The following is a 23,961-nucleotide window of genomic DNA, read 5'->3' on the forward strand; positions in this document are numbered from 1 at the left end:
TTGCAACTCGGTCAGCCTTTCCGAACCTAAAAAGACCAAGTCCACTCATAGCACCGAAGTCGCGAACGATTGGGGCGAAGAGGGTTCTGGATGTCGGCACGAAGCCGACGAATGGCATACGCCCGTCCGTCCGCGACGATCACCTGAGGCATCGCCCCGGCCCCAGGCGCACGAGCAGATATGTCGCAGGCAACCTCGTGTGTTATACACGCACGCTGACTTTTTGGGTCGGACACGAGATCGATGGACCAGGAAACGCTTCTTGCCGCAGTCCTCTTAGCTGATGTCGTGGGCAGCACGCCACTCTATGAGCGGATCGGAGACGATGCCGCTCTACAGCAGGTCTCGGATTGCCTGGACACGATGCGCGAGATCGTCGCCAAACACGGTGGTGATTTCATTTACTCGAAGGGCGATGACATACTCAGCCTCTTCGAGAGCCCGGAAATGGCGCTGACGGCCGTCTGCCAAATCAGCCACCAACTGACTAAAGGTCCGTTAAGCGCCCGTATCGGATTGCATTTCGGGGCGGTCATTCGCGCGCGGGGCGCGATATTCGGTGACGTTGTCAATGTCACCGCAAGGTTGTCCACCACGGCGAACCCCGGAGAGGTGCTGATCAGCCAGAGCTTCTGCGAAGCCCTTTCCCCGAGAAGCCGCAAGGGCCTGCGGCTCCGCGACAAAATGGCCTTGAAGGGGAAGCAAGAGTTCTTCGATGTCTATACCCTGTGGAGCGACGATGGGGGCCCCGGTACGCAGATCACCAGCCATGGCGCCACTACAGATAGACGCTCGGTCCTGCCGCGGCAGATTCATCTGGTCATCCGCTACAGAGATCAGCTGCGATCCTGTCGAAACGGCGAATCCGTGACAGTCGGCAGATCGGCGGAATGCGATATCATCGTCGAGCGGCCCTGGGTATCGAGGCGCCACGCCGCCTTCACCATATTGAATGGCAGAGCTCGGCTTCTCGAACGAAGCTCTTCGGGCACATTTGTGTCCATGGGACTGGGCCATGAAGTATTCGTACGCCGTGAAGATATTATCCTCTTCGGCTGCGGCGTCATCTCGCCTGGAGTGAAGTCGGCACTCGACGAAGCCCAGCTTCTTCACTACGAAATTGTCTCGGATTGACCCGGCCCGGCTACTAGCTCGACCGGTTTCGAAGTGGTTCGCTGCGCCCTCAATGTCGCGCCGTACTCTTTGACAGCCATTGGAATCGACCGTTCACAAATGTGCCAAGGCCAATCCAGGAACGTCTGCTCTCGAAGTTGGACTGCAAAGAGCTGACCTCCGTTTCCCTCGCTGAGTTCGACGGAGCCGCGGGCCGGTGCATCTCCCTCGCAGCATGCGGAGTTCTATCTGCTCCTAAGCCACATTCGGCAGGTGGATGGCTTCGGCAGCAAGCTGGCCCGCTCGATCGATGACGCGCTAGGTCTTGCCGCGAAAAGGCCGGTGCGTGGGAATTGTGCTGGACTGTCGGCCAGACAATGAGCTGGCGACGGGAGCGGCCGGCTGAAGCGGGATGCCCGGACCAATTCCCTGCCCTGTGTCGCCTTGATATCCCCAGGTGCTGAAGGTCAGCACCGGCTGTTGCAGCCCGGGGTCGACGAACGCTTCATCAGACCATTTGCGCCGCAATAGCTCCTCGAACACCTGCGAAGGCTCGCGATTGGGCTACCGTCACGAAAATTGGCCCAGAAGCGCAGACCACTGACATATCGCGGCGTCGAGATGGAGCTCGATACCACCGTCTTTGCAGCACCGGGGAAAATTCCTCTTGGGCCGATCGAGTTCAAGTTGCTGCGCCACATGGCTCGAGAATCCTGAAAGGTGATCAGCCGTGATGAATTCATCGCAGCTGGCTGGTCGCAGAAAGCCAGTGTGAGCGCCCAGGTGGTCGACGTTCACATGAGCCAGTCGCGAAAGTTGTTGAAGCAGTCGTCGCAGAGTTGCCATTCGCACCCTGCGGCTTGCCGGCTATTCTCTCGAAGACACTGCGGGCTGACGATCTCGGCGATTGGGTTCAGAAAGGTCGCTGCGTGAGGCCGCAAGGGGACCGACCCAATGGGAAAGGTCTTGGCAGCTAGGGGACTTAACGCCACCGACATTGCAGCCGGGCGCTGCTCTAATCGAGAGAAAATCTGGGCGTATAGAACAAGCGACATGAGCGTGTCGGATTGTTTGCATTCAAACGACCTTTGCGACGTTATCCGTGCCTTCGCCTTGCTGGTGCCGGAGGAAATCATGACGTCGCCCGACAATTCGGTCGAACTCGTTCGCGACAAGAAGTGGACGGTCCGCATCACCGCCTACGGCAGCACCCTGACGTTTCCGTTCGAAGCAGAAAGCTATGCACGTTCTTATGCCGATGGTCAGGCATTCCGTCTCGGCGTTCAGGTGGCGGAACTGAAGCGATGCGGCTGACACTTTGTCGACGCGTTGGCGGATAGCCTGCATCGCGATCGGAACGAATAGGTCGCTGATTGCAGCCTCGCGATTTTTCCATCAAATCCCGCCTGCAATCTTGACAACAACTCGGCAAAATCCCTCGCCGACTAGTGTTGTCATATGAGCTGGAGCTTTCCTCGCCGCCGGTGGTAGGCGGGATACGCTGCCGGGACAGCCCTCTTTTCGCATAGACGCGAACCTTGTGCTTTTCCGTCTCAAGGCTGATTGGCGGCTGGATGCGCGCGCCGTCTTTCATATTCTGCCATCAGCCCGCGCGGAGCGTGGAATCAACGGCGGGGAAGCGGATGATGTTTCCTGTTTGCGCTCGCGTAGCGCAAGAAACGCTGCGAAGAGCATGATAGCCATGCCGATGATGTCGATCAGGCTAACCTCCTCGCCGTAGGTGATGATGCCAAGCACGACGGCAATGACGGGTGAGACGAAGGCAAATGCTCCGGCGCGCGAGGCGCCGATTTCGTGCAGGAGCCGGATAAATAGAGTGTAGCCTATGAACGAACCAAACAGCACGAGGAACAGCCACCCGACCCAGGCCGGCCAGCCCCAATTGCCTTTTAGAGCCGCGGTCGCGCCTGGCTCCACAACGAGTGAGATGAGAATTAGGAATGCGCCCCCGAAAAGGGTGGTGAAGCCGGCGATGAAGTCCGATGAATATACCTCAAGAAGCGGCCGCGCGAGCACCGAACCCCATGCATAGATTAAAGCTGCCGACGCCACCGCTGCCATCGCCAGCAGCCGGACCCCCCTGCCCTGCTGGTCTGCGTGTGTCCAACTAGCATAGGCTTCGGGCCCGAACAGGACGCACAGACCGGCCGCGCCGAGCAAAATCGCAAAGAGCCTGCGGCCGTCATAGCGTTCGTTCCCCAGAAGCAACGCAAACCCAAGCAGCGTGACGGGGGTCAGCGAAAGCTCAAGAACAGCCGCGGTGCCCGTATCGACGTAGAGCATGCCCCAAAAGAGTGGGCCATAGCAAAGCGGAATCATGAACAACGTAACAACGAAAAGACGCGGCCAACTCCTTTTCGCCACCCGTGGTAGAGCAGCGCCCCTTAGGCGCGTCGCGCTGAGGATCAGCAAGCCGGCTACTGTAAAACGCGTGCCTGCGAACATCAGAGGCGGCACGGTGGCGATCCCTGCCTTGATACCGATCCACGTGGTGCCCCAGATCACACATAAAACAAGAAATGTCGCTGTGTTGCGGTTCATCGGAAGCAGCCTTCGCTGGGCGTTGTTGGTTCGTCGTAACGGCCAAAAGACGTTTATTTCGTTACAACGGCCTCTTGGCAATACGGTTCCGCCAACCGATGTTTCCGGGATGGATGGTGCGAAGACTATCGTCGACATGCGCATGGTTGGCGGTCACCCCTGCTTGGACTTCGTCAACACGGTCGACGCGCGACGCGATGTGTGGGGGCCAGACCTCTTGCAGACCTATGCCGACCTGGTCGTCTGGGCTGGACGTGCCGATTTGATCGACGTCGATGAGGCGCGAGCACTGCTCGCGGAGGCTCCCGCCCGCCCGCTCCTTGCGGAGGCGGCATTGGAAAAGGCCAAGATTTTGCGCGAGGCCGTTTACGCGGCTCTCCAGGCCGAGGCGGCAGGCGCCCGGGTGCCGGACGATGCCTTGCAAATCGTGCGCGATGCAGTCGCCCTAGCCCTGCCGAAGCGCTCGCTTTTCCCGTCCGGCGACCGCCTCGCTTGGCAGTGGACCGACGCAGCCAGTCTGAACACGATCGGCCACCGCGTGGCCTTTGAGACAGCCGAGTTTTTGGTGTCCAGGAATGACCGCCGCCGCGTGCGCGAGTGCACCGGGCCGAACTGCGGTTGGCTTTTCATCGACACCTCGCGTGGCGGGCGCAGACGGTGGTGCTCGGATGAGAGCTGCGGCACACGCAGCCGGGTAAGGCGCTTCAGGGCAAAAGCCGCAGGGAACATGGCTCCCGACAGCAAGAATTAGTATCTGACGCCAGGCCTGGATGACCAACGCAGCATAGTTGGCTTCACGCTATCACTGTCGCTGTTTGTCCAACGAAGCTGGTCTCGCGAGCGACTGTGGCCAAGAGTGTGGAGAACACAGCCGGCGCGGCAAGCCATCATCGCGTTCCAGAGCGGGTTGCTTCGGGGCCGCCTACCTCGCCACGCTTCGATCGGTCGATCTGCTCAAACTTGACGGGAACTCCGGTAGCGTTACGGCGTTTTTCTCAGTCCGAAACAAACAAGGATAGGTGCCATGGACTGGAACCGTGTCGAAGGCAATTGGAAGCAGGTAAAGGGCAAGGTCAAGGAACAGTGGGGCAAACTCACAGACGATGATCTGGACCGTATTGCCGGTAACCGCGATCAGTTGGAAGGCAAGATTCAGGAGCGCTACGGCATTGAGAAGGACCGCGCTCGGCGCGACATCGATGACTGGTATGGCCGGCAAGGCTGGTAGGTCGCCGGTTCCAAACTGAACTTGAAAAAGGGCTCCGAGAGGTACGGCGCCCTTTTTTGCCGCGTTTCTTGTCGCCTTTTCGTGAGTCTCACGACAAGGGCGCTCACCGAGAGACGTGGAACCGCGAAAGGTGCCCGTCGTTATCTGGTTCTCGAAATTACATTGGGGGATTAGTTGGACAGAGACGACGCCTCGGCGATCACAACTGGAGTTAGCGGCCTCGACTACATTCTTCGTGGCGGCTACGCCAGGAACCGCTCCCATCTCATCGAAGGGAAACCAGGTTCTGGAAAAACCACTCTTGGCCTCCAGTTTTTGATCGAGGGCGCCAAGAATGGCGAGACATGCCTTTACATCACTTTGTCAGAAAGCAAGCGCGAACTGCTCTCGGTTGCTGGCCGTCACGGCTGGGATCTGAAGGGGGTGCAAATTCTTGAACTTGTGCCGCCGGAGCTCAGTTTCGATCCTGCGCAGCTACAGACATTGATCCATTCCTCGGAATTGGAACTCGGCGAAACCGTGCAGTCTGCCATGGCCGAGATCGGACGCGTCAGACCCGATCGCGTGGTGTTCGATTCGCTCTCTGAAATTCGACTTTTATCGCAAGGGTCACTGCGGTATCGGCGCCAGGTGTTGGCATTGAAGAGCTTCTTCATGCTCAACAATGTGACGGTGCTTATGCTCGACGACCTGACCGCTGAGCAGGATGACCTCAATTTGCATTCGATCAGTCACGGCGTCATTCGGATGGAGCAGCTGTCGCCCGTCTATGGTGGAGAGCGTCGGCGGCTACGCGTGATCAAAATGCGCGGCGTGCAGATCCGGGGCGGCTTTCACGATTTCGTCATTCGCCCAGGCGGCGTTATCGCCTATCCGCGGCTCGTTGCAGCCGAGCATGAGGTGGCCGAGCATGATACGCCGGCCATGAGCAACAACCGGATCGACACCCTGCTTGGCGGCGGGCTGGCCCGTGGTACCAGCACGATGCTGATGGGGCCGTCTGGCGTTGGCAAGTCTACCATTGCCTGCACCTATTGCTATGCCGCACTCGAGCGTGGCGAGCGTGTGCTGGTGCTGTTGTTTGACGAGACAAAGCGCATCTTCTTGGCGCGCGCCGCCGGGCTCGGCATGGACCTGGAGCCGTTTGCCGAGGACGGCACGCTGATGCTTGAATCTGTCAATCCGGCTGAGCTTTCACCAGGCGAATTGTCTTCGCGCATCCAAGCGGCCGTCGAAGAATCCAATGTGCGGATCGTCGTGATCGACAGCCTAACTGGCTATCTCAATGCCATGTCCGAAGAACAACATCTGGTGCTTCAGATGCACGAGATCCTCACCTATCTCAATCAGAAGGCAGTGGCGACGATCCTGCTGTTGGCCAATCACGGGCTGTTTGGGCAAACGGCAGCGCCGGTCGACATGACCTATCTCTGCGATTCCATCATGCTTCTGCGCTTCTTCGAGAACGCAGGTCAGTTGAGACGCGCGATTTCCGTTGTCAAGAAACGTGTCGGCCCCCACGAAGAGACGATTCGTGAGTTTAAAATCGGCGGTAACGGCGTGGCCGTAGGTGAGCCACTGGAACAATTCCGCGGCATCCTGATGGGATCTCCGGAATTTGAAGGCAAGCCGACAGACCTTCTGAGGGATAAGGCGCTGTGATGTCGTCCAGCCCCGCCGTTCTCGTGCTGGCGCCGCTTGGCCGTGACGCGAGGATCGCGGCCTCCATCCTGGCTACAAACCAGATTGCCTCGCGTGTGTGCGGCAGCTTGGAAGAGGCAGTGCCGCTTCTCGACGAGGCTCAGTGCCTTGTCGTGGCCGAGGAGGCCCTGCTCAGTTCCGATCGAACGCAGTTTGCGGCCTGGCTTGAAGCCCAACCCGCATGGTCGGATTTTCCGATCGTGCTTCTGACGATGCGGGGGAACGAAGTCGACACGCGGATGGCATTTCTGGACCGCTATCTGATCGTGCTTGAACGGCCATTTCTGGCTTCGAGCCTCGCCAACTCGGTGCGCTCCGCCTTGCGTGCCCGCGCCCGCCAGCGTGAGGTCCAGTCCTACATCGAACAGAAGCGGGAGGTCGCCGATCGGCAGAAATTGCTCATCCGCGAGCTGCATCACCGCGTCAAGAACACGCTGGCCAACGTTCGCGCCATGATGGGCGCGACGGCCAAGTCGAGCGGCAACGTCGATGATTTCGTACGCGATTTTTCAGCCAGGCTCGTTTCCCTGGCCCAGACCCATTCGATGCTTACCGACGATTATTGGCAGACTGCCTCCCTGCACAAGCTGCTCGAAAGCGAGCTTGACCACTATGAGACGCGCGACAGGCCGCGTATCGTTCTGGAAGGCCCGAACGTAGCGCTAGTCGCCGACATTGCGGTCCCTGTCGGGATGGCTTTCCACGAACTGGCCTCCAATTCGTCGAAGTTTGGCGCGCTTTCGCAAACGGGAGGCCGCCTTGATGTCCGCTGGTCGTTAGGCGGGTCCGGCGATACACAGATCGTCAATCTTGACTGGCGGGAACGAGATGGGCCGAAAGTCGAGCAGCCCAGTCGCCGGGGGTTTGGCACGACACTTCTGGAAAAAGTCGTGACCGTGCAATGCAACGCCAAGATCGAATTGAACTACCATCGTGACGGCTTGCAGTTCACCATGGCCTTGCCGTTGCGAAACACGCGCCTTGTGCCGGCTTACTGAGCGGCAACGGAAAGGCTGGCTGGGCGCCGCGATAGGGATTAACTGAGCGTCACTCGGCAGGCTGGTCTAGCGCTTTAGCCAAAACATCAGTTCCGAAAAAGACCGCCTCTATATCTCCCATATGCCTCTGCAACATTGCGAGAGCTCCGGCGTGGTCTATGCGGCCGACCTTGGTGATGAAGTCGAACTCGTGCCGCGGCGCTGTGACCCGGGTCATGCGTCCTAGACGAAACCTTGGGCTCCCGGAGCGCAGTTTTGTCGCCTTCGTGGTCACCCCCCGCCATTTTGCTCACGATCCTCGTTGATAGCCCGGATGCGCATCTGAATCATCTGCGACCCGTCTGGGTTCCGACTGGCGTCGTAAAAAACCAAGAGGCCCGCAGACAGGCTCGATCGACGGTCAGCTATCCCGAACAGCAAACGAAATCACCCTTGCCTTTGGCCAACCAACTTTCGCCAGATCACCTTCGCAATGGCTGCGGCCCCAGTACGGTCGGACAGCCCGCGCCTCTGGCGGCCGAAGTGAGGCGCCGGGAACATACAACGTCGGTCGTTGTTTCTCTGATCAGGAGGAAAGATGATGGCAGACGATAAGAGCAAGCGTGATTTTCGAGATCGCAACCGTGTATCAGTCGATGAAGATTATGAGGTTGGCTATTTCGCCAAACAGCATCGTATCACGCCAGAACGCGCGAGCTAATCAGAGAACACGGCAACGACCGGAAGAGGCTCGGACGCGAGGCAAGGAAACTCGCTGATACCGGCTGATGGTCGCGACGCATCACGCGGCTTTTCGACGAGCGGGTCTGAAAGGCTGCGCGAGCGTGAAAACGTCTGGCCGGATGCCCGCCTCGACTTGCTTCCATGTGACCAGGTGGGCAATTGGGAAGCCGGGCCGCGCTCGCGGGGAAAAAGCGCCTATTGCGGTATTGCCCTGTCCGTTGCGGAGATAGTCGAGAAAGATCCGGCCTCCTCGGGCTGCGGGGTCAGCTGACAACAGGTATCGGTCAGGATCGGTATCAACCAGACGGTGGGCGAGCGACTTGGCCAGTTTCCGGGCGCTGTCATGGGTCATCTTCGCAACGAGCGGGGCCATCAAGTGGATGCCTTTGCCGCCAGTGACCTTTGGCCAGCTCTCCAAGCCTGCCGCTTCCAAGATGCCCCGTAGCGCCAGCGTGGCCTCGATCACATCGTCCCATGGAACGCCTTCTCCGGGATCGAGGTCGAGGACGAGCCGGTCCGCATGTTCGATGTCATCAATCGTCGCGTTCCACGGATGAAGCTCAACGGCATCCATCTCGACCAAGCCAAGCAGACCATCCATGTCATCTATCCATACCCGAATGCCTTCGCCGCCTTCGCGCTTTTGAACCCGGAGCTGATGTACGGACGCCGGTATCCGAGGTAGCGGTCCCTTGTGATAGAAGGTTGCGCCGGAGGCGTGGCGGACCAGCTTCAGCGGTCGCCGAACCAGATCAACTAGAGCTTGATCAGCGACCCGCCGCCAATAGTCTGCCAGCTCTTCCTTGGAAGGTGCAACCGCATCGGGTAGCAGCTGGAGAATGTTCTCGCGCGGGACGCCGTGTTGGCCTTCCGACCTCCGCTTGGAGGGCGACGGAGGCTTGGGCGGGATTGCCTGAAGGTCCTCGCGGAGTCCCTTGAAGACCGCCTCACGCAAGATGCCCCGGTCCGACACGCCACTGAATTGCACCTCGGCAAGAACGTCTGGTTCGACCCATGTCGCCTTGGGCTTCTTGATCGGCTCCGACAGCGGTGACTTGGCGGTTACAAGCGGATCAAGCCGCTCCCTAACGCGCCGGGCTGCGTCCAGCGTATAGCCGGTCTGGGCCTTCCCGGCATAAAGCAGCCGGTCGCCCTCTCGCCTGCCGATGTACAACGATGCGATGCGGCGCGGCTGCGCGCCAAGTTTCTCGACGAAAGCCACGATTGGAAAAGTGTCGCTCTTGACACATTTGACCTTGACCCAACTGGTCTGGACGCCCGAGCGGTAGTGAGCATCCGCTCGCTTGGATACGATTCCCTCTATGCCCATCCGGCAGGCATGGTCGAACATATCATTGCCGTTCACCTCCAGATGCTCGGCATAAGTCAGGGTTGGCTCGGTTTCGGTCAGCAGCTTCTTCAGCGCAGCCTTGCGCTTCACTAACGGTTGTTCCCGTAGATCACGGCCATCGAGGTACAGGAGGTCGAAAGCGTAGAGAGTCATCCGCAGCGAACTTGGGTTGCCCAGCTCACGTTCCAGGGCTTGATAGTCCGGCAGGCCGGTGTCGCCCAGGACGACAGCTTCACCATCGATGATAGCGGATTTGACCGGCAGGCTTGCCGCGGCCTGAACAATCCTCTTGTAACGGTGGGACCAATCGTGGCCGCGACGTGTGAATGCTCGCGCCTTTCCGCCTTCAACGACCAGCTGCGTCCTGTAGCCGTCATATTTGATCTCGTGAAGCCAATCTCCGCCTTCGGGAGCTTTCTCGACCAGTGTGGGCGATTGGAACTCGATGAACGAAAGCCGGTCAATGGCACTGGTCATATGCTCGCGACTCCAGGAATCGCGACTCAAGCCCCAGCGCCCCTGTCGGTTCCGAGCCTTTTAGAAGAATTGCATCGCGACGATTGCTTATCCGCCTCACTTGTTGATGTGACGGCGCAGCAGTCTGATGTTGCGATTGTTCGCCTTAAAATAGACGTCGAAGATCGAGCCGAGAATTGGGACACTTCCTACGAGCGTATCCAGCAGCACGTTGCCTAGCATGCGGGCGACCAACCCATTTCCGGCACCGACGTTTCGAGCTCGCAAGACGATGTAGGCCGAGATAATGCCCGTCGCCGCATCTCCGAGTACGGGAACCAGACCTACGAGCGCATCCAGTCCAAAACGAATTGATGTGCCTGGAATGCGCCAGCGGGAATCGAGTAGCGCGGCCAATAGATCCAACTCGGCAAGTACGTTTGCTGTATGACCACCGTGACCGCCCTGCCCGATCATGCCAACTCGCGCGCCAGTACGATTTAGTATCTCTCCCTGATGGATAGCCGTCACCTTAGATATCGCTTTGACCGCCTGAATTCGCTTGCGTCCTGTGCGATGGCACGTCGTCGAGCAAGGTCGTCTCACCGGAGCTTTTCGGCGCCTCAACGGGCAATTCACCAGTAGGCGTCATCTTGCTGACGGCCTCAGGCAAATCTCGCGTGATCCGGCTTATGAGTTCCTCGCGCGAAAGGCCGGTCTGCATCGAGAGGGAAGTCAGGGTTTCTTCGTCTATGGCTGCTTCCACCTCGCTTGGCTGGATCGGCTCGTTCGGCCCGGTGCCTACCCACGAATCGACCTTCGATCCGGCGCCTGCCCCTCTGAACCGGTCGAGAATATCGCCAAGCGCGGTCCCCGAAACGCCTTTTGAAAGCTGATCCAGAATCCCGCCTTGCGGATCATTTGGGTTGCGATCACCCGCTCCACGGATCATGTCGCCGATCTTGTCGCGATTTTGGTATGCCAAGACGCCGAGCATCGCGATCGCCAATTTTCCCAGGTTAGCCATTGGTACCTCCACTGTTCAATGGACAAGGGCTCAACATCACAAAAGTTCCGACCGGCGACGATCTAATTGAATAAGGGCTGGCGTATCGACACAGACGTGAGCGGTGCTGCCTAACCGGCTTGTTTCCGTTTGCGGTGCGGCTTCGGCCTCGCAGACGCTGATCGTGCAAAGCTCGTTGCCTGCCTGATCGCGCATGCGCACTAACCATCCGGTCATATCGTCATCGCCCGATTACGCAACGGATCGCTTCGGCGCGAGCGGCCTCAAAACTTGGCGTCTCGGCAGGCGGAACCTGGCGAGCCTGGTCGGCGTCGCGATAGTAGAACGTATAAGCGAGATGATCCCGCGCGCTGCCTTAGAGTATGGAACTACCACCCTCATCTTTGACGGGGGTTTGGCCAAACAGCGAACATCGGCTAGGCCTAAGACGATCGATCGAGGTCGACTCGCGCGACGGCGTAGGCGCCAAGCGAGATGCTTTGATCATCCAGCGGTCTTGCGGAACTTTCCATGAAGTCGGGATCGGTTGCCGCCCGCTCGAACTGCTCGGCGCCGAGAAGAGCAATGCGGGCGCTGCTCGGCGAATCCGAAAGCCTCACAGATTGCGTCTTGGCGGTAAGGTTAGCGACCCACAGGGTCACGCGGCGATCTTTTTCAGCCGCGATCGTCACGACGCCGTCACAGCCGGAAGTTCCTACGGACAGCAAGGTGGCTCCGCCGAGCTTTGAGAGACCAGCCAAGACATGGAAAGCGGGATAGACCGTTGGGCCATCCTGCTGGTCATACCATGGCTGCACGAAATCAGCCTTCCTATGGATTTGGCCAAAGGGGCCGGCGAAGTCACCGAACGCGACGGCATCGATTCCTTCGCGAGCGCAGGCCGCGAAATATCCGACAGTCCAAGCCGCATTGAACAGCCCGCGCTGACGAGGATCAATGCGCGATAGACAGACGCGAGCGTTCGCTTCATTCGGCGTAGTGGATTTTCCGTATGGGTTCTCACGGCAGCCGAGCTGGATGGGACCGATACGCAGTGGCAAGCGTTCCCCCATGAAAGCATGCGCGGAGCGGATTAGATGGGGGATTGCCTGAAGTGTCTCCATCACCGAGACATCATCTGCGGCGTGCACGCTGGGACAGGTGGTGAAGGTCACGTAGTCGAGCGCTTCGGCTGGCGGACGCTTGCGGTTGAGTTCGGTGAAGTAAGCGGCCATGCCGCCGCCCAGCGCGATGCCCGGGAAAGCCCGGCGAGCGGCGGAGTAGCTTTCGTGGAAGCTGGGCATAGTCGGCCACGGTGCTCCCGGCTGTACGGATGTCATGTCCTGCGCCGGAAAGACGGAGACAGCTTCTAGTTTGAGGCCGAGTGAGTGGACAGCATCCGCGACCGGCGCCAATTCGCCGAATGGATCGCGCGTGCCCTTGGTGATAATCTCGAGGACCACTCCAGCGCCGGTCAGCCGTGCGAGCGCGGCGTAGCTTTCTAGTTCGTCCTGGCCGTGTGCGATCCGGAGATCGACCTGGCAGACCATCCACTGGGGAGCCATTCGTCGTAGGAGCTCGGGGGTTTCGAGCGCGTGCTTTGCCTCGTCGGCGGCGACGCCGACGCCAGTGCGGGGCACTCGGCCGACCGGTCCGCCGATCGTCAGGTTGATGAGTGGATTGCGATTTTCAGACGTCCCGGCAGGGAGCGTTCCTGACACGTGAAGCCGGACGGCCTGCGTGAATTTCTGGCCCCTGGGCAGTCTGTAAGGCCACGGGCGACGCAGAGGGCGGACATATGTTTTATACGAGGCGTCAAACCAATTGCGTTGGTCCTCCATCTCAAAGGCATCACCCTCCATGGTGCATGTCGCCCAGATCCCAGGCGCGATCTCGTGCGACAACGCCCGGATGTCGGTGAACGGACATTTTGGATCGATGTGGTCCGGCAAGAACGATAGCTCGTCGTGACCATCCTCATGCAGCACCTTTATCGGCTTGCCGGCTAAGCCCTCGATCGGATGAAGGACGACGAAGCCGGTCCGATTCGTCAAAAGGTCGGTCTCGGGCTCTGCCTCCGCCACAAACGACAGCGCACCATCGCCACGGCCTGAGACGCGCGCCCGGTAAATCAGGCGGCCGGATGTTGCAGCACATGTTGCACGGTATTCAATGGCGAACGCATCCGGCCTCTCGTCGATCCGCAGATCATCGAGAACGGTGGTACATGTTCCCCAGTTTTCGTCCCGTACAAGAAACGAGATTCCGCGCAAGACCTCGATCGTCCCAACGTGGATGTAACGCAACGCCCCATTGTCGAACGCGACCGACAAGGATCCGGCGCGCAGCGTGCGCAGCGGTGCCTCGAGCTCTTCGGTGCCACACAAGCGGACTGCCAGGGAAGCTGCCGAGGTCAAATTGCGCGCTCCGTCGTGGCGTCGAAGATCGAGGCCCGGTTCATGTTGATGTCGATCGCAAGCTTCTCGCCCGGACGGCTGACATCGTGCGCCTGCAGCTCAGCCATCACCGGCGCGCCGGCCAGTCGGAATGTCGCGTAACTGCGCGAGCCGGTCGGCTGCAGCAGGTCGATCGTTGCCTCATAGCGAAACGTGCCCTGCTCCGGCGTTGCAGTGTGCGCACGAGTGACGTGTTCTGGCCTCAACCCGAGCAGCACCTGCTGTCCGTCCGCGACGCCCTTCAGCCCCCTGCCGCGCGCTAAAGGCAGCAGTGCATCCGCGAGCCGGATGGCAGCGGCGCCTGCGTCCAAGGCAAGGGTACCTGGCAGGAAGCTCATCCGCGGCGAACCCAGGAACCCAGCGACGAACGTTGAGGCCGGGTGCTCGAACAACTCGAGTGGCGCGCCCTGCTGCTCTATCAACCCGTCGCGCATCAGCACGATGCGGTCAGCCAACGTCATCGCTTCGATCTGGTCATGGGTGACGTAGATCATCGTTGTCGCAATGTCCTGGTGAAGGCGTTTGATTTCGCCGCGCATTTCGTCGCGAAGCTGTGCGTCGAGGTTGGACAGCGGCTCGTCGAACAAAAAGATGCGCGGGTTGCGGACTATGGCGCGGCCGATGGCGACGCGCTGGCGCTGGCCGCCGGATAATTGGCGCGGAAAACGCCCCAGCAAGGGAGTGATGCCAAGCATGCGTGCCGCCTCGGCCACGCGCACCTCGACCTCTGGCTTCGGCATCTTGCGAGCCTTGAGGCCGAAGCCAATGTTCTTGGCCACGCTCATATGCGGATAGAGCGCATAATCTTGAAACACCATTGCCACGTCGCGATCGCGCGGCCGGAAATCATTGACCACCTCGCCGCCGATCTCGATCGTGCCTTCCGATATCTCCTCCAGGCCGGCGATGGTCCGGAGCAGCGTGGACTTGCCGCAGCCGGACGGTCCAACCAGAACGGTGAACTGGCCGTCGCGAATGTCCAGGTCGATGCCGCGCACGGCATGGAACGCGCCGTAGCGCTTGTGCAAGCCGGTAATTTTGACTTCGGCCATGCGGGAGCTTTCCTAACCGCGAACGGCGCCGAGCGTCAGCCCGCGCACCAGATGACGTTGAGCAAGGACCCCAAGGGCGATCGATGGCACAAGGGAGACGATGGCAAGGGCCGCGGCTTCGCCATATTGCGCGCCCTGGAAGCCGATGAAGGCGCGGAAGACCGTTGGCAGTGTAAAGGCAGTTCGGCTGGTCAAGATCAGAGCGAAGAAGAACTCCGTCCAGCATGCAATGAAGGCGAAGACAGCCGCCGCGACGATGCCCGGTGCTGCGAGCGGCACGGCAACGCGCCAGAACGCCTCCCATCTCGTGCAGCCATCGACGAGGGCCGCCTCCTCCATCGACTTCGGCATGCCGCGGAAATAGGCGAACATCATCCACACCGAGACCGGCAGCGTGAAGACCGTATAGGCGATGATCAGGCCGACATGAGTGTCGTAGAGCCCGACCTGGCGATAGATCAGGAACACCGGCAGCACGATCCCGATCGGCGGCAAAAAGCGCTGCGACAGCACCCAGAAAGACAGATGCTTGCCGCCGGTGTCGTAGCGCGCCAGGCTATAGGCCATCAGCGTGCCGAGCAGCGCCGAAAGCACCGTGGCCGAAAGCGAAATAATCAGGCTGTTGATGAGCCCGTCGAGACCACGATAGGCGAACAGCGCAGCTTTGTAGTGGACAAGCGTCGGAGCGGCGGGGAACCAGACAGGCGGTACGGTGAGGTAGTCGTCGCTGGGCTTGATGGAGGTGTTGAACATCCAGTAGAGCGGCCAGAGCACGAACACCAGGAAGAACCCCAGCAGCAGAATTCGGCCGATCGGCAACGACCGGCGTTTCCTGCGGCGGGCGGGCGCGACGGCGGCCATCAGACCGGTTCCACCTTCAAGAGCCGACGCACCAGCAACGTCACGATGAGCGCCGTAAAGATCAGGAACAGCCAACTTCCTGCTGTTGCCTGCGACAGATGAAACTGCGTGAAGCCTATGGTATAAAGATAATAGGAGGCCGTGTAGGTTTGTGTTCCTGGGCCACCCCCTGTCATGATGAAAATGGTATCGAACATACGGATTGCGTCGAGCAGACGGAAGGTCAGCGCCAGCAGCATCATCGACCCGAGATGCGGGAGCGTGATCGCCCAAAAAACCTGCCAGGCGTTGACGCCGTCGAGTTCTGCCGCCTCATAGAGATTGGGTGGGATTGCGGTCAGCCCGGCGAGCAGGATGACGAACATGAACGGCGTCCACTGCCAGACATCGGCGATGATCAGCGAGACGTAGAGCCACGGGCGCTCCGTCATCCAGCCGATCGTAACCTCCTGCCCCAATAGTTGCGTCAGGACATAGTTGGTCGGTCCAAAAGGCCGCTGTAAGAGCAGCGTCCAGGCTTGGCCAACGATGACCGGGCTGATGAACAGCGGCACGATCAGGATCGACATGATCACACCGCGGCCCGGAAAGCTGCGCACCATTGTCAGCGCCACCAGGAGGCCGAGAACGAATTCTATAGCGACGCTGATGCCCGACAGCGATGCTGTCAGCAACAGGGACCAACGTGCTACGGGATCGAACACGACCCGCTCGAAGTTCTTCAATCCGACAAAGGCGTGGCCCGGCACCTGGAAGTCGTAGTTGATGAAGGATACCACCAGCGAGAACAGAAGCGGATAGATCGACAGTGCCAATATCAGCAGCACAGCGGGGCCGACCAGCAGCCACTTGAAATGACGGTCTGCCCATTGGGCAAAGGCAGACAGCCGGGGCGGTGCGCCGGCGGCCTTCAAATGACGGATCGTGGCGGTGGGCTGCATAGGCGTATCCTATCGCCGCTTAGCGGGGAGGTGTTGCGAGCCAAGCGCCCGCAACACCAATTGCTCCAGAGAGTCCGCCTCCCTTCAGAGGGTGACCGCCATGCCAAGTTTTTCCACCGTGTTGTCGGCGGTGGCGCCAGGCAGTTTCAAGAACTCGGTGTAGAAGCCCTTCTGCGAATCCACACCCAGTCGGTCGGTCGTCTCGTTCCACTCGGCGGCCGCCGTTTCAAGCGACGCCTTCGGATCCGCACCAGCCCACACCGCCGTGCACATGCGATCGATGCTCAAGAAGTAGTCCTGCGCGCCTGGCATGATCGGGTCGAGCAGACCGACGTTTGCCGAGTTGTTGAGGTTGGCAAGGTACTCCTTGGCACTCGGGAAGAGCGCGCCGTAGAGCTCGGACTTGAAGTGCGAGATGCGGTACGGGTCGCGTAGCGCGTAGGGCAGCATGCAACGTGCCAGCGAGACGGGTGGCGAGCATACCCACTGCATGAACAGATACGCCGCCTCAGGGTTGGGCGAGTCGGCCGACAGTGCCTTGTTGTAGCCGGTGGCATGTTCCGGATTTCCCGGAACCACGGCATAGCCGACCTTGCCGGCGATTTGGGACTGCGGAATGAAGTTGATTGCCGTGGCCGACTGCGAATAGTTCGCCGCCATACGGCCGCTAGGAGGCCAGGAATAGATCATCGCGACTTTGCCGGTCAGGAAAGCCGCCCACAAGGAGACGGCGTCGAGCTCGTTGTTGCCGGGGATCGAGGCCTTGTTTGCGGCGAGCATGTTTGTCAGCGTCTTGACGCCGGCATCCGAAACCAAACCTGCCTTCATGTCGTCGCCGAAGAGTTTTCCGCCGTTGGCCCGGTACTGCTGCAGAAAGTCGAACTGATTGCCGGGGCTGCCCGCCTTGCGGAAATGTCCCGCGCCATAGACCTTTGGCGCCATCTGGTCGGTGATGAACTGGGCGATCTGGGCATATTCTTCCCATGTCTTGGGCGGTCCAAGCTTGGTGTTGAACTTCGCCTGGTAAGCCTCCATCATTTTCGGATCCTCGAAAATGTCCTTGCGGTAGTAGAGAGCGAACATGTCGCCGTCGTCGAAGAACCCCCAGATCTTGCCCTTGTAGGTCGGCAGCGCCTTGTACAGGGGATGATAGTCCTCGAGGTCTGCCGGGTTCATGTATTTGGCGATGTAGTCGTCTAGCGGGGCGATGACGCCGCCATCGGCAAGCGACGGCGTCCAGGCCGGCGAGATGTCGAGGACGTCATAGGCACCCGAGCCGGCGATGTGCTCGGCGACCGCCTTGGAGTACTGGTCCGGGTTCGACAGCTCGACGACATTCGACTTCATCCCGGTAAGCTGCTCCCACATCGGCCCGCTGAAATTGCGCGGGTCGAGTGCCTGCAGGCCAGCCTCGTAGGTCATGTTGAGGGTGACGCCCGAATGCGCCTTGGCCGCCTCCGCCGCGCGAAAGGCGGAACCGTCCGCAGGCCCTTCCTTCGATGCTTTCAGGGCTGCGGCCTGCGCCTGGCCGAGCGGCGACGTGCCGTCCGCCAATTCCAATGTTTGCTGCGCCAGGGCCCAATCGGTCATCATCCCCAGCAGCGGGCCGGACACGGCCAACATGCCGGTCATCTGACCGAAGCGGGTGATGAAAGTTCGGCGGGTGGTTTCGCCGCGCATGAAGGCGTCGACCTCTGCTTCGAGACCTGCCTGAAAGTCACGTTTTTCACGATCGTTCATAGTGCTTGGTCCTCCCATTTTCCTTTTGCTTCACTCGTCCGCCGGCGCAGCGGTCAAGCATTTCCTCCCGTAAGGTCGCCGCAAACAGGCCGCGGCGGCGCGCCGAAAATCAGTGTCCTCCTAGGTTCCAAAGCGGGCGGCGAGCCCAGACAGCCTGGTCTTCCACAGCTCGCTCGAAAGCACCTCGCGATTGACCACGCCGCGCGGCTCGCGACCGCGCTGCACCTCCATTACCGCTTTGACGTCCGCGGCACCGTTGCCGGCAAAGCACTGGTCGGTCCAGCAAAGCGCGTGCGGCGCCAGGATGACATTGTCGAGTTTGAGGATCGCATCGTCTGCGTCGGGAGGCTCTTGTTCCAGCACGTCGAGACCGGCGCCGGCGATGCGGCGCTCCTGCAGTGCTTGCGTCAGAGCTTTCTGGTCGACGATCGGGCCGCGCGCGGTGTTGATCAGGTAAGCTGTCGGCTTCATCAGGGCGATCCGCTCGGCATTGACGATGTGGTGGGTCTGGGACGACAGGGGGCAACTCACCGACAGCACGTCGGCGCGGCGAAACAGATCCTCCAGCCCTACCAGCTCGACGCCCAGGTCGGCAGCGACCCCCTTGTCGGCAAACGGGTCATGGGCAATGAATTGCATGTCAAAGGGCTTCGCCAAGCGGAAGACCTCGGCACCGATGTTGCCGATGCCCAGCGACCCAAGCGTACGCCCGACGAGGCCGACCCCCATATGTTCGGAGCGCTTCTCAAAACCAACAGACCCTTTGCGGGTGAGCGCGTCCTTTGTCAGCAGCTTGCCGGTCAGCGCCAGCATGAAGGTGACGACGGATACGGCGACGGGCCGTCGCACGCCATCGGGCGTGATGACCAAGGCAATACCGGCTGCGGTGCATGCCTCAACGTCGACAGTGTCGTAGCCGACCCCGAAGCGGGCTACGACGGCCAGGCGGCCGCTCCTGGGGACACTCGTGGCATCGAAACGATGGGCGAGGAGGATCAGCGCATCGAAATCCTCAAGTTGGTCGGCGCGAAGCGGACTGTTTGACTCCAGGAACACCATCTCGACAGCTGTCGCATTGCGCAGCGGCTCCAGATCGAAATCTGGGTAGGTCGGCGAGCCGTCCGGCCTGCGGAAATCACCGGAAAGCGCCACCCTGAATTTCACGCTGTCCATCGTCTCCTCCGTTCCTATTGGCACCCGGCCCGGATCTTGGAAACCGCGTCGGCGATCGCGTCGTGCAGGACCCAAACGTCGCCTGAATAACAAATGAAATCGAAGCCCTGTGCGTAGAACTCGTGTCCCTGGGCGACGTTGGGCACCAAGCGTCCAAGCGATTTGTTGTGCTTCTTGGCGGCGGCAACGATTTTGGCCATTGCAGCAGTGAAAGTGGGGTGGGCGAAGTCGCCAGGAATGCCGAGCGAGACGGACAGATCGAAATGTCCGACCCACAGACAATCGACCCCGTCCAGTCCCGCGATGCCGTCAATGTTCTTGACGCCGTCGGCGGTCTCGATCAGGCAGATGAACGTCGAGCGCTTGTTGGCGGCCTCGAATTTGTCAGCGACCGAGCCCGGACGGTAACGGTCATGAGCGATCTGCAGCGCCACGCCGCGGGCGCCGGCAGGGTGGTATTTCATGGAGTTGATGATGTGCTGCGCCTGTTCGACGCTGCTCACCATCGGCGCGATCAGGCCTTCGGCGCCCATGTCCATGGCGCGGGCGAGGAAATGGTAGTCCTGCGACGGGACACGCACCATGACCGGCAGATCGGCCGCCTCGAAATAACGGATCGCACTCTTCAGCGTTTCCAAGCTAAATCCCGAATGCTCCATGTCGAAAAAGACGAAATCGCAGCCAGCGGACTTCAGGATGTGACCGATTCCCGGCGTGGCGAACTCGGCGACGAGCGTACCGAGCTTGACCCGCCTGTGAGAAGCTAACGCCCTGAGACTTGGCTCCGACATGCACTTCCTCCCGTTCGCCCCAATGGGCCAATCCGCCTATGTTCGCTTCAATGCGTGGCTTCAAGAACGAGGTCGCAGGTCGTCACCAACTTGGTCACGACGAGCGGCGCGCTCTGCGTATTGAATTCGTCGAAATGAGCGGTGCGGCAGTGGTCCTCGAATGCGGCCTCGCTATCGTAAATCTCATAGAGCAGGACCCGATCCAGTTCGCCGCGCGCCTCCGTCACGTCAAAGCGGCGACAGCCGGCCTCGGTGCGCATCGAGGCGGTCGCATTGGCGTCGACAAGTTCTCGGAATCTGTCCCGGGCACCAGGCCTCAGGCGGAAATCGACCCAGACGACAAATCCGGTCATCACTTGGGCCTCGCAAGTTGCAGATACCGCTTGGCCACATATTCGAGATGGCTGCGCATGGCCGTCTCTGACGCGTCTGGATCGCGCGCGGCGACGGCCTCGAAGATTTCGCGATGAGCCTGGTAAGCCTTGCGGTCTTCACCCTTGGCCAATGTGGTGCGACGCTGTTCGAGCAACCATTCAGCCAAGGCCGCGTGAATAGCTGTAAAGATCCGATTGCGGGTGATTACCGCCAGCACGTAATGGAAGTCTACGTCCGTGCGCTCGAAGCGCGCCAGATCGCCGATCGACTGCCGGTTGAGTTCGAGCGCCTCCTTGAGGCTGTCAATGTCTTCCGGGGTAGCATGCACAGCGGCGTTGCGGGCAAGACCGACCTCGAAAAACAAGCGCGCGCTCTGGAAGTCGTGAACGCCTCCCGGCGCCGAAATCATGTGCCGAGCCGGCCCTGAAAGGGCGTCAATCACGAATTGAGGAGTGGGTCGAGTGACGCGGGCACGCTCCCCCGATTTTACCTCGACAAGGCCCATTTTGCTAAGATGCAGCAGCGCCTCACGGATGGAAGGCCGCCCTACCCCGAACTGCCGCATGAGTTCCCGTTCAGATGGGAGACGGTCGGCTTCGGCCAACTCTCCCTCTCGGATCATCCGTTCGAGGTGCGCTGCCACCTCGTCCGAAAGCTTCCGCTGCTTGATCAGAACTCCGATCATGTGGCATACCTGTTATACCAGTCAGGTACGTTATGATCCCATAGCACCCTTGTCAACGATGTCTAAGCATCCGGTAGCCGAGCCGTTTAATCACTCCGCCGATGTCGAGGCGTCCTTTGCACACGCCTTCAACGTCTTCACCAAGGATATCGGTGACTTGAGGAGCGCGAGCACACTCTGCTCGGTGTTCCGATCGGGGACCGTCTTCGAACCCTGGGTCGGGTGGTCAGTTTCAACTGCGGTGTGGACCGCAGTGAGTGCCACCGGGCCGTGTGCTGGCCGAGACCTACCCAACCGCCTGCTTATGAGCCGCAACATGAGCCCTCGATGGCAAAGTAGACCTCGACCTGAGCAAGACCAGCGAATGGAAGTGGGGTTCACAGCCGAGGCGGAAAACGCGAACTCTCGCTGGTGGACCCATTTGGCAATACGCCTGCTCCATCTCGTAATCTTTTTGCGCCGCCGCAATGCCGCAAAGGAAGGTGGTGTCGGGTCAGTTCTCTCTAGGCTCCAGAGCGCTCGTCACGTTGTGCCCATCCTCGTGCGGTGGGCGGCCGCCGCTTGAGGATGCGCATTTGAAACTGGTTTTCTCAAGATCTTTTAGTCCTGAGGGCCTCAGGCGGGGGCGCTTGCCATTTAGTTATCGTCACCTGCAAATGCCGAACCCGCACTCGACGCCAATCTACGCGTTGGCCAGTTTGCGACATCTGGTTTCGGCGATTCCGCTTTCAGTAGCGACGATCATGCTGGACGGCTGATATGAGGCGCGTTCCCGCCTGGCAGCTTAGGGGCAGCAAGCAGGACGTCGGCTTTCTTACCTCGACCTGGCCTAAGCAGTCATTCAATTCGTGGCCTCAAGCAGCTCATCCACGCTCCTCCTGACGCGGCGTGCCACCCAGCCGATGTCGGGCTGATGTGCGTGGACGGCAGTCGTCCTTTGACCACAGCTTCTGGCGGCGCCGATTGGCGAGCGCCTCGCTATCATTAGCGATGGAACGGAAAAGAAACCATTCAGCATCAGACTACCGCTTTTCGACACACCTTTTCGAATATGTCGGAACGAGCGCTTGTCGCGCAGCCCACGACGCCCCCCATGGTGAACCGGTTCCATGAAGAGTCTGACAATACGCCACCGCATCCTCGTCAGTTTCGCAGCCGTTCTGGTGGTCATGTCCGTGATAGCCCTCATCGCGTACGCCTGGTTTCTTCAGGCGGGGGAGGAGGCGACTGAGGTCGAGAAGGGCATCCTTCCGGACCTTTATCACAGTACCGAGATCATGACGGGCCAGATGGCGGCCCATAGTCTGCTTCAGGAATATGCCCTTCAGGACAACCCGTCAGACAGAAGCACGGTTGAAAACGCGATCACGACCAATCGCAACCAGGTGCAGCGGTCGATGGACGACTATGAGGCAACGATCGTCTCCGATATCGACAAGCAGAATTATGCAGCCGTCAAACAACTCGCCAACGAATTCCGTCTGGCTGAAACTGCTGTGCTGGAAACAAGCCGGGCTGCCTTGTCGAAAGGTGAAACTCCCAATGAAAGCCCAGCTATCAAGAACGAAGTAGAGCCGATCTTTGTAAAATTGCAGTCCGCTCTGCAGGCCATGGTTGAGGATCACAGAGGCGAGGCAAACAGCGCGACGCAGCGGATCAGCTCGATCGTCAGAACGGCCGAAGTCGGTTTGAGCGTTGGGTTGTTGATAGCCCTCGGGCTAGCCCTTCTTTTGGGTTACCAGCTGTTTCGCGCCATTACAGGTCCGCTCACCCGTTTGGTCGACGCGGTTCAATTGATGCGGCAAGGCGACTTCAGCGAACGGCTCGATCTGAGGCGCCGAGACGAATTCAGCGTGCTTGCCGACGGCTTCAACGCAATGGCGGACGATCTCACAACCCTCATTGGTCAGGTTCAAAGGTCCAGCATACAGGTCGGCACGTCGATAACTGAGATCGCCGCCACCTCCAAGCAACAGCAGGCAACTGCGACTGAAATCGCAGCGACCACAACAGAAATCCGAGCGACAGCCAAGGAAATCTCCGCCACATCAAACGAACTGGTCCGCACGATGAACGAGGTCTCCACAGTTGCCGAACAAACCGCTGCCGTGGCTGGCGGGGGGCAAGCGGGGCTGACCCGTATGGAAGAAACCATGCAGCAGGTCATGGAAGCGGCTGGCGCGATCAATTCCAAACTGGCGATCCTGAGCGAGAAAGCCGGCAGCATCAATCAGGTGGTGACGACCATCACCAAAGTGGCCGATCAGACGAACCTGTTGTCGCTCAACGCTTCCATCGAGGCGGAGAAGGCAGGCCAATATGGCCGGGGTTTTGCAGTGGTGGCGACGGAAATCCGAAGGCTCGCGGACCAGACAGCTGTCTCCACCTACGATATCGAGCAAATGGTCAAGGACATCCAGTCGGCAGTCGCGGCCGGGGTGATGGGCATGGACAAGTTTTCCGAGCAGGTCCGTCGGGGTATGCAGGACATCCAGCAGGTCGGCGGGCAACTCTTCGAGATCATTCAGCAGGTTCAGGGGCTGGTGCCACGTTTCGAAGTCGCCAATGAAGGCATGCAAGCACAGGCGACCGGCGCGGGGCAGATCAGCGACACGCTAACCCAGCTAAGCGAGGCAGCTCAGCAAACAGTCGAGTCCCTTCAGCAATCGACGCTCGCGATCGACGAGCTCAATCAAGTCTCAGGCGGCATGCGAAGTAGCATATCGAGGTTCAAGCTACGAGCATAGCG

At 60.0% G+C, this 23,961-nt stretch carries 21 protein-coding genes; 8 read left to right on the forward strand and 13 right to left on the reverse strand.

The window, feature by feature from the left end; genetic code table 11:
• The first annotated feature begins 243 nt into the window (after positions 1-243).
• Positions 244-1,134 (forward strand): adenylate/guanylate cyclase domain-containing protein, encoded by an 891-nt coding sequence (locus NKL04_RS11310; protein ID WP_023700496.1) that lies wholly within the window; start codon positions 244-246, stop codon positions 1,132-1,134.
• A 933-nt stretch (positions 1,135-2,067) separates the two neighbouring features.
• A complete protein-coding gene (locus NKL04_RS11315; RefSeq protein WP_245271370.1) occupies positions 2,068-2,427 on the forward strand; it encodes a hypothetical protein in 360 nt (119 codons plus the stop codon).
• 276 nt (positions 2,428-2,703) lie between these two features.
• On the opposite strand, the gene NKL04_RS11320 is transcribed toward NKL04_RS11315, so the two are convergent.
• Complete coding sequence (locus tag NKL04_RS11320; protein ID WP_023700498.1) at positions 2,704-3,675, reverse strand: DMT family transporter; 972 nt, start codon at positions 3,673-3,675, stop codon at positions 2,704-2,706.
• Between NKL04_RS11320 and NKL04_RS11325 the strand changes: the two genes are divergently transcribed.
• The 5 genes from NKL04_RS11325 (at position 3,662) to NKL04_RS11345 (ending at position 8,302) form a co-directional block, all read left to right on the forward strand.
• Positions 3,662-4,426, forward strand: coding sequence for a CGNR zinc finger domain-containing protein (locus NKL04_RS11325; RefSeq protein WP_156951433.1), 765 nt, complete (start codon positions 3,662-3,664; stop codon positions 4,424-4,426). The genes NKL04_RS11320 and NKL04_RS11325 overlap by 14 nt on opposite strands.
• Positions 4,427-4,699: 273 nt before the next feature.
• Positions 4,700-4,903: a CsbD family protein gene (locus NKL04_RS11330; RefSeq protein WP_023669466.1), complete on the forward strand. Its 204-nt coding sequence runs from the start codon at positions 4,700-4,702 to the stop codon at positions 4,901-4,903.
• 174 nt (positions 4,904-5,077) lie between these two features.
• On the forward strand, positions 5,078-6,565 hold the full coding sequence (locus tag NKL04_RS11335; protein WP_023669465.1) for an ATPase domain-containing protein: 1,488 nt from the start codon (positions 5,078-5,080) through the stop codon (positions 6,563-6,565).
• Positions 6,565-7,602 carry a sensor histidine kinase gene (locus tag NKL04_RS11340; protein WP_031199112.1) on the forward strand — a complete coding sequence of 346 codons (1,038 nt, stop codon included), beginning with the start codon at positions 6,565-6,567 and terminating at the stop codon, positions 7,600-7,602. The genes NKL04_RS11335 and NKL04_RS11340 overlap by 1 nt, the downstream gene beginning before the upstream one ends.
• A 577-nt stretch (positions 7,603-8,179) precedes the next feature.
• Complete coding sequence (locus NKL04_RS11345) at positions 8,180-8,302, forward strand: DUF3606 domain-containing protein (protein WP_348529184.1); 123 nt, start codon at positions 8,180-8,182, stop codon at positions 8,300-8,302.
• An 81-nt stretch (positions 8,303-8,383) separates the two neighbouring features.
• Here the strand turns inward: NKL04_RS11345 and ligD are convergent, their stop codons facing one another.
• From ligD to nanR, 12 genes are all read right to left on the reverse strand, one after another.
• Entirely contained in the window at positions 8,384-10,153 is a 1,770-nt protein-coding gene (gene ligD / locus NKL04_RS11350) for a DNA ligase D (RefSeq protein ID WP_023700500.1), read from the reverse strand.
• A gap of 96 nt (positions 10,154-10,249) precedes the next feature.
• Positions 10,250-10,609 (reverse strand): DUF4112 domain-containing protein, encoded by a 360-nt coding sequence (locus NKL04_RS11355; RefSeq protein ID WP_023669460.1) that lies wholly within the window; start codon positions 10,607-10,609, stop codon positions 10,250-10,252.
• 55 nt (positions 10,610-10,664) lie between these two features.
• A complete protein-coding gene (locus NKL04_RS11360; protein WP_023669459.1) occupies positions 10,665-11,159 on the reverse strand; it encodes a YidB family protein in 495 nt (164 codons plus the stop codon).
• 422 nt (positions 11,160-11,581) lie between these two features.
• On the reverse strand, positions 11,582-13,555 hold the full coding sequence (locus NKL04_RS11365) for a D-apionate lactonase family protein (protein ID WP_023700501.1): 1,974 nt from the start codon (positions 13,553-13,555) through the stop codon (positions 11,582-11,584).
• Positions 13,552-14,646: an ABC transporter ATP-binding protein gene (locus NKL04_RS11370; protein ID WP_023700502.1), complete on the reverse strand. Its 1,095-nt coding sequence runs from the start codon at positions 14,644-14,646 to the stop codon at positions 13,552-13,554. Before NKL04_RS11370 ends, NKL04_RS11365 begins: the two co-directional genes overlap by 4 nt.
• A 12-nt stretch (positions 14,647-14,658) precedes the next feature.
• Positions 14,659-15,507 carry a carbohydrate ABC transporter permease gene (locus tag NKL04_RS11375; RefSeq protein WP_023827582.1) on the reverse strand — a complete coding sequence of 283 codons (849 nt, stop codon included), beginning with the start codon at positions 15,505-15,507 and terminating at the stop codon, positions 14,659-14,661.
• Complete coding sequence (locus NKL04_RS11380) at positions 15,507-16,448, reverse strand: carbohydrate ABC transporter permease (RefSeq protein ID WP_023700503.1); 942 nt, start codon at positions 16,446-16,448, stop codon at positions 15,507-15,509. The genes NKL04_RS11375 and NKL04_RS11380 overlap by 1 nt, the downstream gene beginning before the upstream one ends.
• Before the next feature lie 84 nt (positions 16,449-16,532).
• Positions 16,533-18,188 carry an extracellular solute-binding protein gene (locus NKL04_RS11385; protein ID WP_023689443.1) on the reverse strand — a complete coding sequence of 552 codons (1,656 nt, stop codon included), beginning with the start codon at positions 18,186-18,188 and terminating at the stop codon, positions 16,533-16,535.
• Positions 18,189-18,308: 120 nt separating this feature from the next.
• The gene (locus NKL04_RS11390; protein ID WP_023689444.1) at positions 18,309-19,361 is read right to left on the reverse strand and encodes an NAD(P)-dependent oxidoreductase; all 1,053 of its coding nucleotides are present in this window, start codon (positions 19,359-19,361) and stop codon (positions 18,309-18,311) included.
• Between the two features lie 14 nt (positions 19,362-19,375).
• Positions 19,376-20,152, reverse strand: a complete 777-nt coding sequence (locus tag NKL04_RS11395) for an HpcH/HpaI aldolase family protein (RefSeq protein WP_023726880.1) — start codon at positions 20,150-20,152, stop codon at positions 19,376-19,378.
• A gap of 47 nt (positions 20,153-20,199) precedes the next feature.
• Positions 20,200-20,505: a putative quinol monooxygenase gene (locus tag NKL04_RS11400; RefSeq protein WP_023669450.1), complete on the reverse strand. Its 306-nt coding sequence runs from the start codon at positions 20,503-20,505 to the stop codon at positions 20,200-20,202.
• Entirely contained in the window at positions 20,505-21,212 is a 708-nt protein-coding gene (nanR, locus tag NKL04_RS11405; RefSeq protein WP_023682279.1) for a transcriptional regulator NanR, read from the reverse strand. Before nanR ends, NKL04_RS11400 begins: the two co-directional genes overlap by 1 nt.
• Positions 21,213-22,321: 1,109 nt before the next feature.
• Here nanR and NKL04_RS11410 point away from each other — a divergent pair.
• The gene (locus NKL04_RS11410) at positions 22,322-23,959 is read left to right on the forward strand and encodes a methyl-accepting chemotaxis protein (RefSeq protein WP_023700504.1); all 1,638 of its coding nucleotides are present in this window, start codon (positions 22,322-22,324) and stop codon (positions 23,957-23,959) included.
• The last annotated feature ends 2 nt before the right edge of the window (positions 23,960-23,961 follow it).

Origin of the sequence: Mesorhizobium sp. C264A, assembly GCF_040324515.1 — a bacterium.
In the GTDB taxonomy this organism is placed as follows: Bacteria; Pseudomonadota; Alphaproteobacteria; order Rhizobiales; family Rhizobiaceae; genus Mesorhizobium.

Bases quoted from the DNA above. Each gene is read 5' to 3' on its own strand.
- ligD (WP_023700500.1), bottom strand. From the start codon at position 10,153: ATGACCAGTGCCATTGACCGGCTTTCGTTCATCGAGTTCCAATCGCCC.
- NKL04_RS11315 (WP_245271370.1), top strand. From the start codon at position 2,068: ATGGGAAAGGTCTTGGCAGCTAGGGGACTTAACGCCACCGACATTGCA.
- NKL04_RS11310 (WP_023700496.1), top strand. From the start codon at position 244: ATGGACCAGGAAACGCTTCTTGCCGCAGTCCTCTTAGCTGATGTCGTG.
- NKL04_RS11380 (WP_023700503.1), bottom strand. From the start codon at position 16,448: ATGCAGCCCACCGCCACGATCCGTCATTTGAAGGCCGCCGGCGCACCG.
- NKL04_RS11355 (WP_023669460.1), bottom strand. From the start codon at position 10,609: ATGATCGGGCAGGGCGGTCACGGTGGTCATACAGCAAACGTACTTGCC.
- nanR (WP_023682279.1), bottom strand. From the start codon at position 21,212: ATGATCGGAGTTCTGATCAAGCAGCGGAAGCTTTCGGACGAGGTGGCA.
- NKL04_RS11370 (WP_023700502.1), bottom strand. From the start codon at position 14,646: ATGGCCGAAGTCAAAATTACCGGCTTGCACAAGCGCTACGGCGCGTTC.
- NKL04_RS11375 (WP_023827582.1), bottom strand. From the start codon at position 15,507: ATGGCCGCCGTCGCGCCCGCCCGCCGCAGGAAACGCCGGTCGTTGCCG.
- NKL04_RS11385 (WP_023689443.1), bottom strand. From the start codon at position 18,188: ATGAACGATCGTGAAAAACGTGACTTTCAGGCAGGTCTCGAAGCAGAG.
- NKL04_RS11360 (WP_023669459.1), bottom strand. From the start codon at position 11,159: ATGGCTAACCTGGGAAAATTGGCGATCGCGATGCTCGGCGTCTTGGCA.
- NKL04_RS11410 (WP_023700504.1), top strand. From the start codon at position 22,322: ATGAAGAGTCTGACAATACGCCACCGCATCCTCGTCAGTTTCGCAGCC.
- NKL04_RS11330 (WP_023669466.1), top strand. From the start codon at position 4,700: ATGGACTGGAACCGTGTCGAAGGCAATTGGAAGCAGGTAAAGGGCAAG.
- NKL04_RS11320 (WP_023700498.1), bottom strand. From the start codon at position 3,675: ATGAACCGCAACACAGCGACATTTCTTGTTTTATGTGTGATCTGGGGC.
- NKL04_RS11340 (WP_031199112.1), top strand. From the start codon at position 6,565: ATGTCGTCCAGCCCCGCCGTTCTCGTGCTGGCGCCGCTTGGCCGTGAC.
- NKL04_RS11345 (WP_348529184.1), top strand. From the start codon at position 8,180: ATGATGGCAGACGATAAGAGCAAGCGTGATTTTCGAGATCGCAACCGT.
- NKL04_RS11400 (WP_023669450.1), bottom strand. From the start codon at position 20,505: ATGACCGGATTTGTCGTCTGGGTCGATTTCCGCCTGAGGCCTGGTGCC.
- NKL04_RS11395 (WP_023726880.1), bottom strand. From the start codon at position 20,152: ATGTCGGAGCCAAGTCTCAGGGCGTTAGCTTCTCACAGGCGGGTCAAG.
- NKL04_RS11390 (WP_023689444.1), bottom strand. From the start codon at position 19,361: ATGGACAGCGTGAAATTCAGGGTGGCGCTTTCCGGTGATTTCCGCAGG.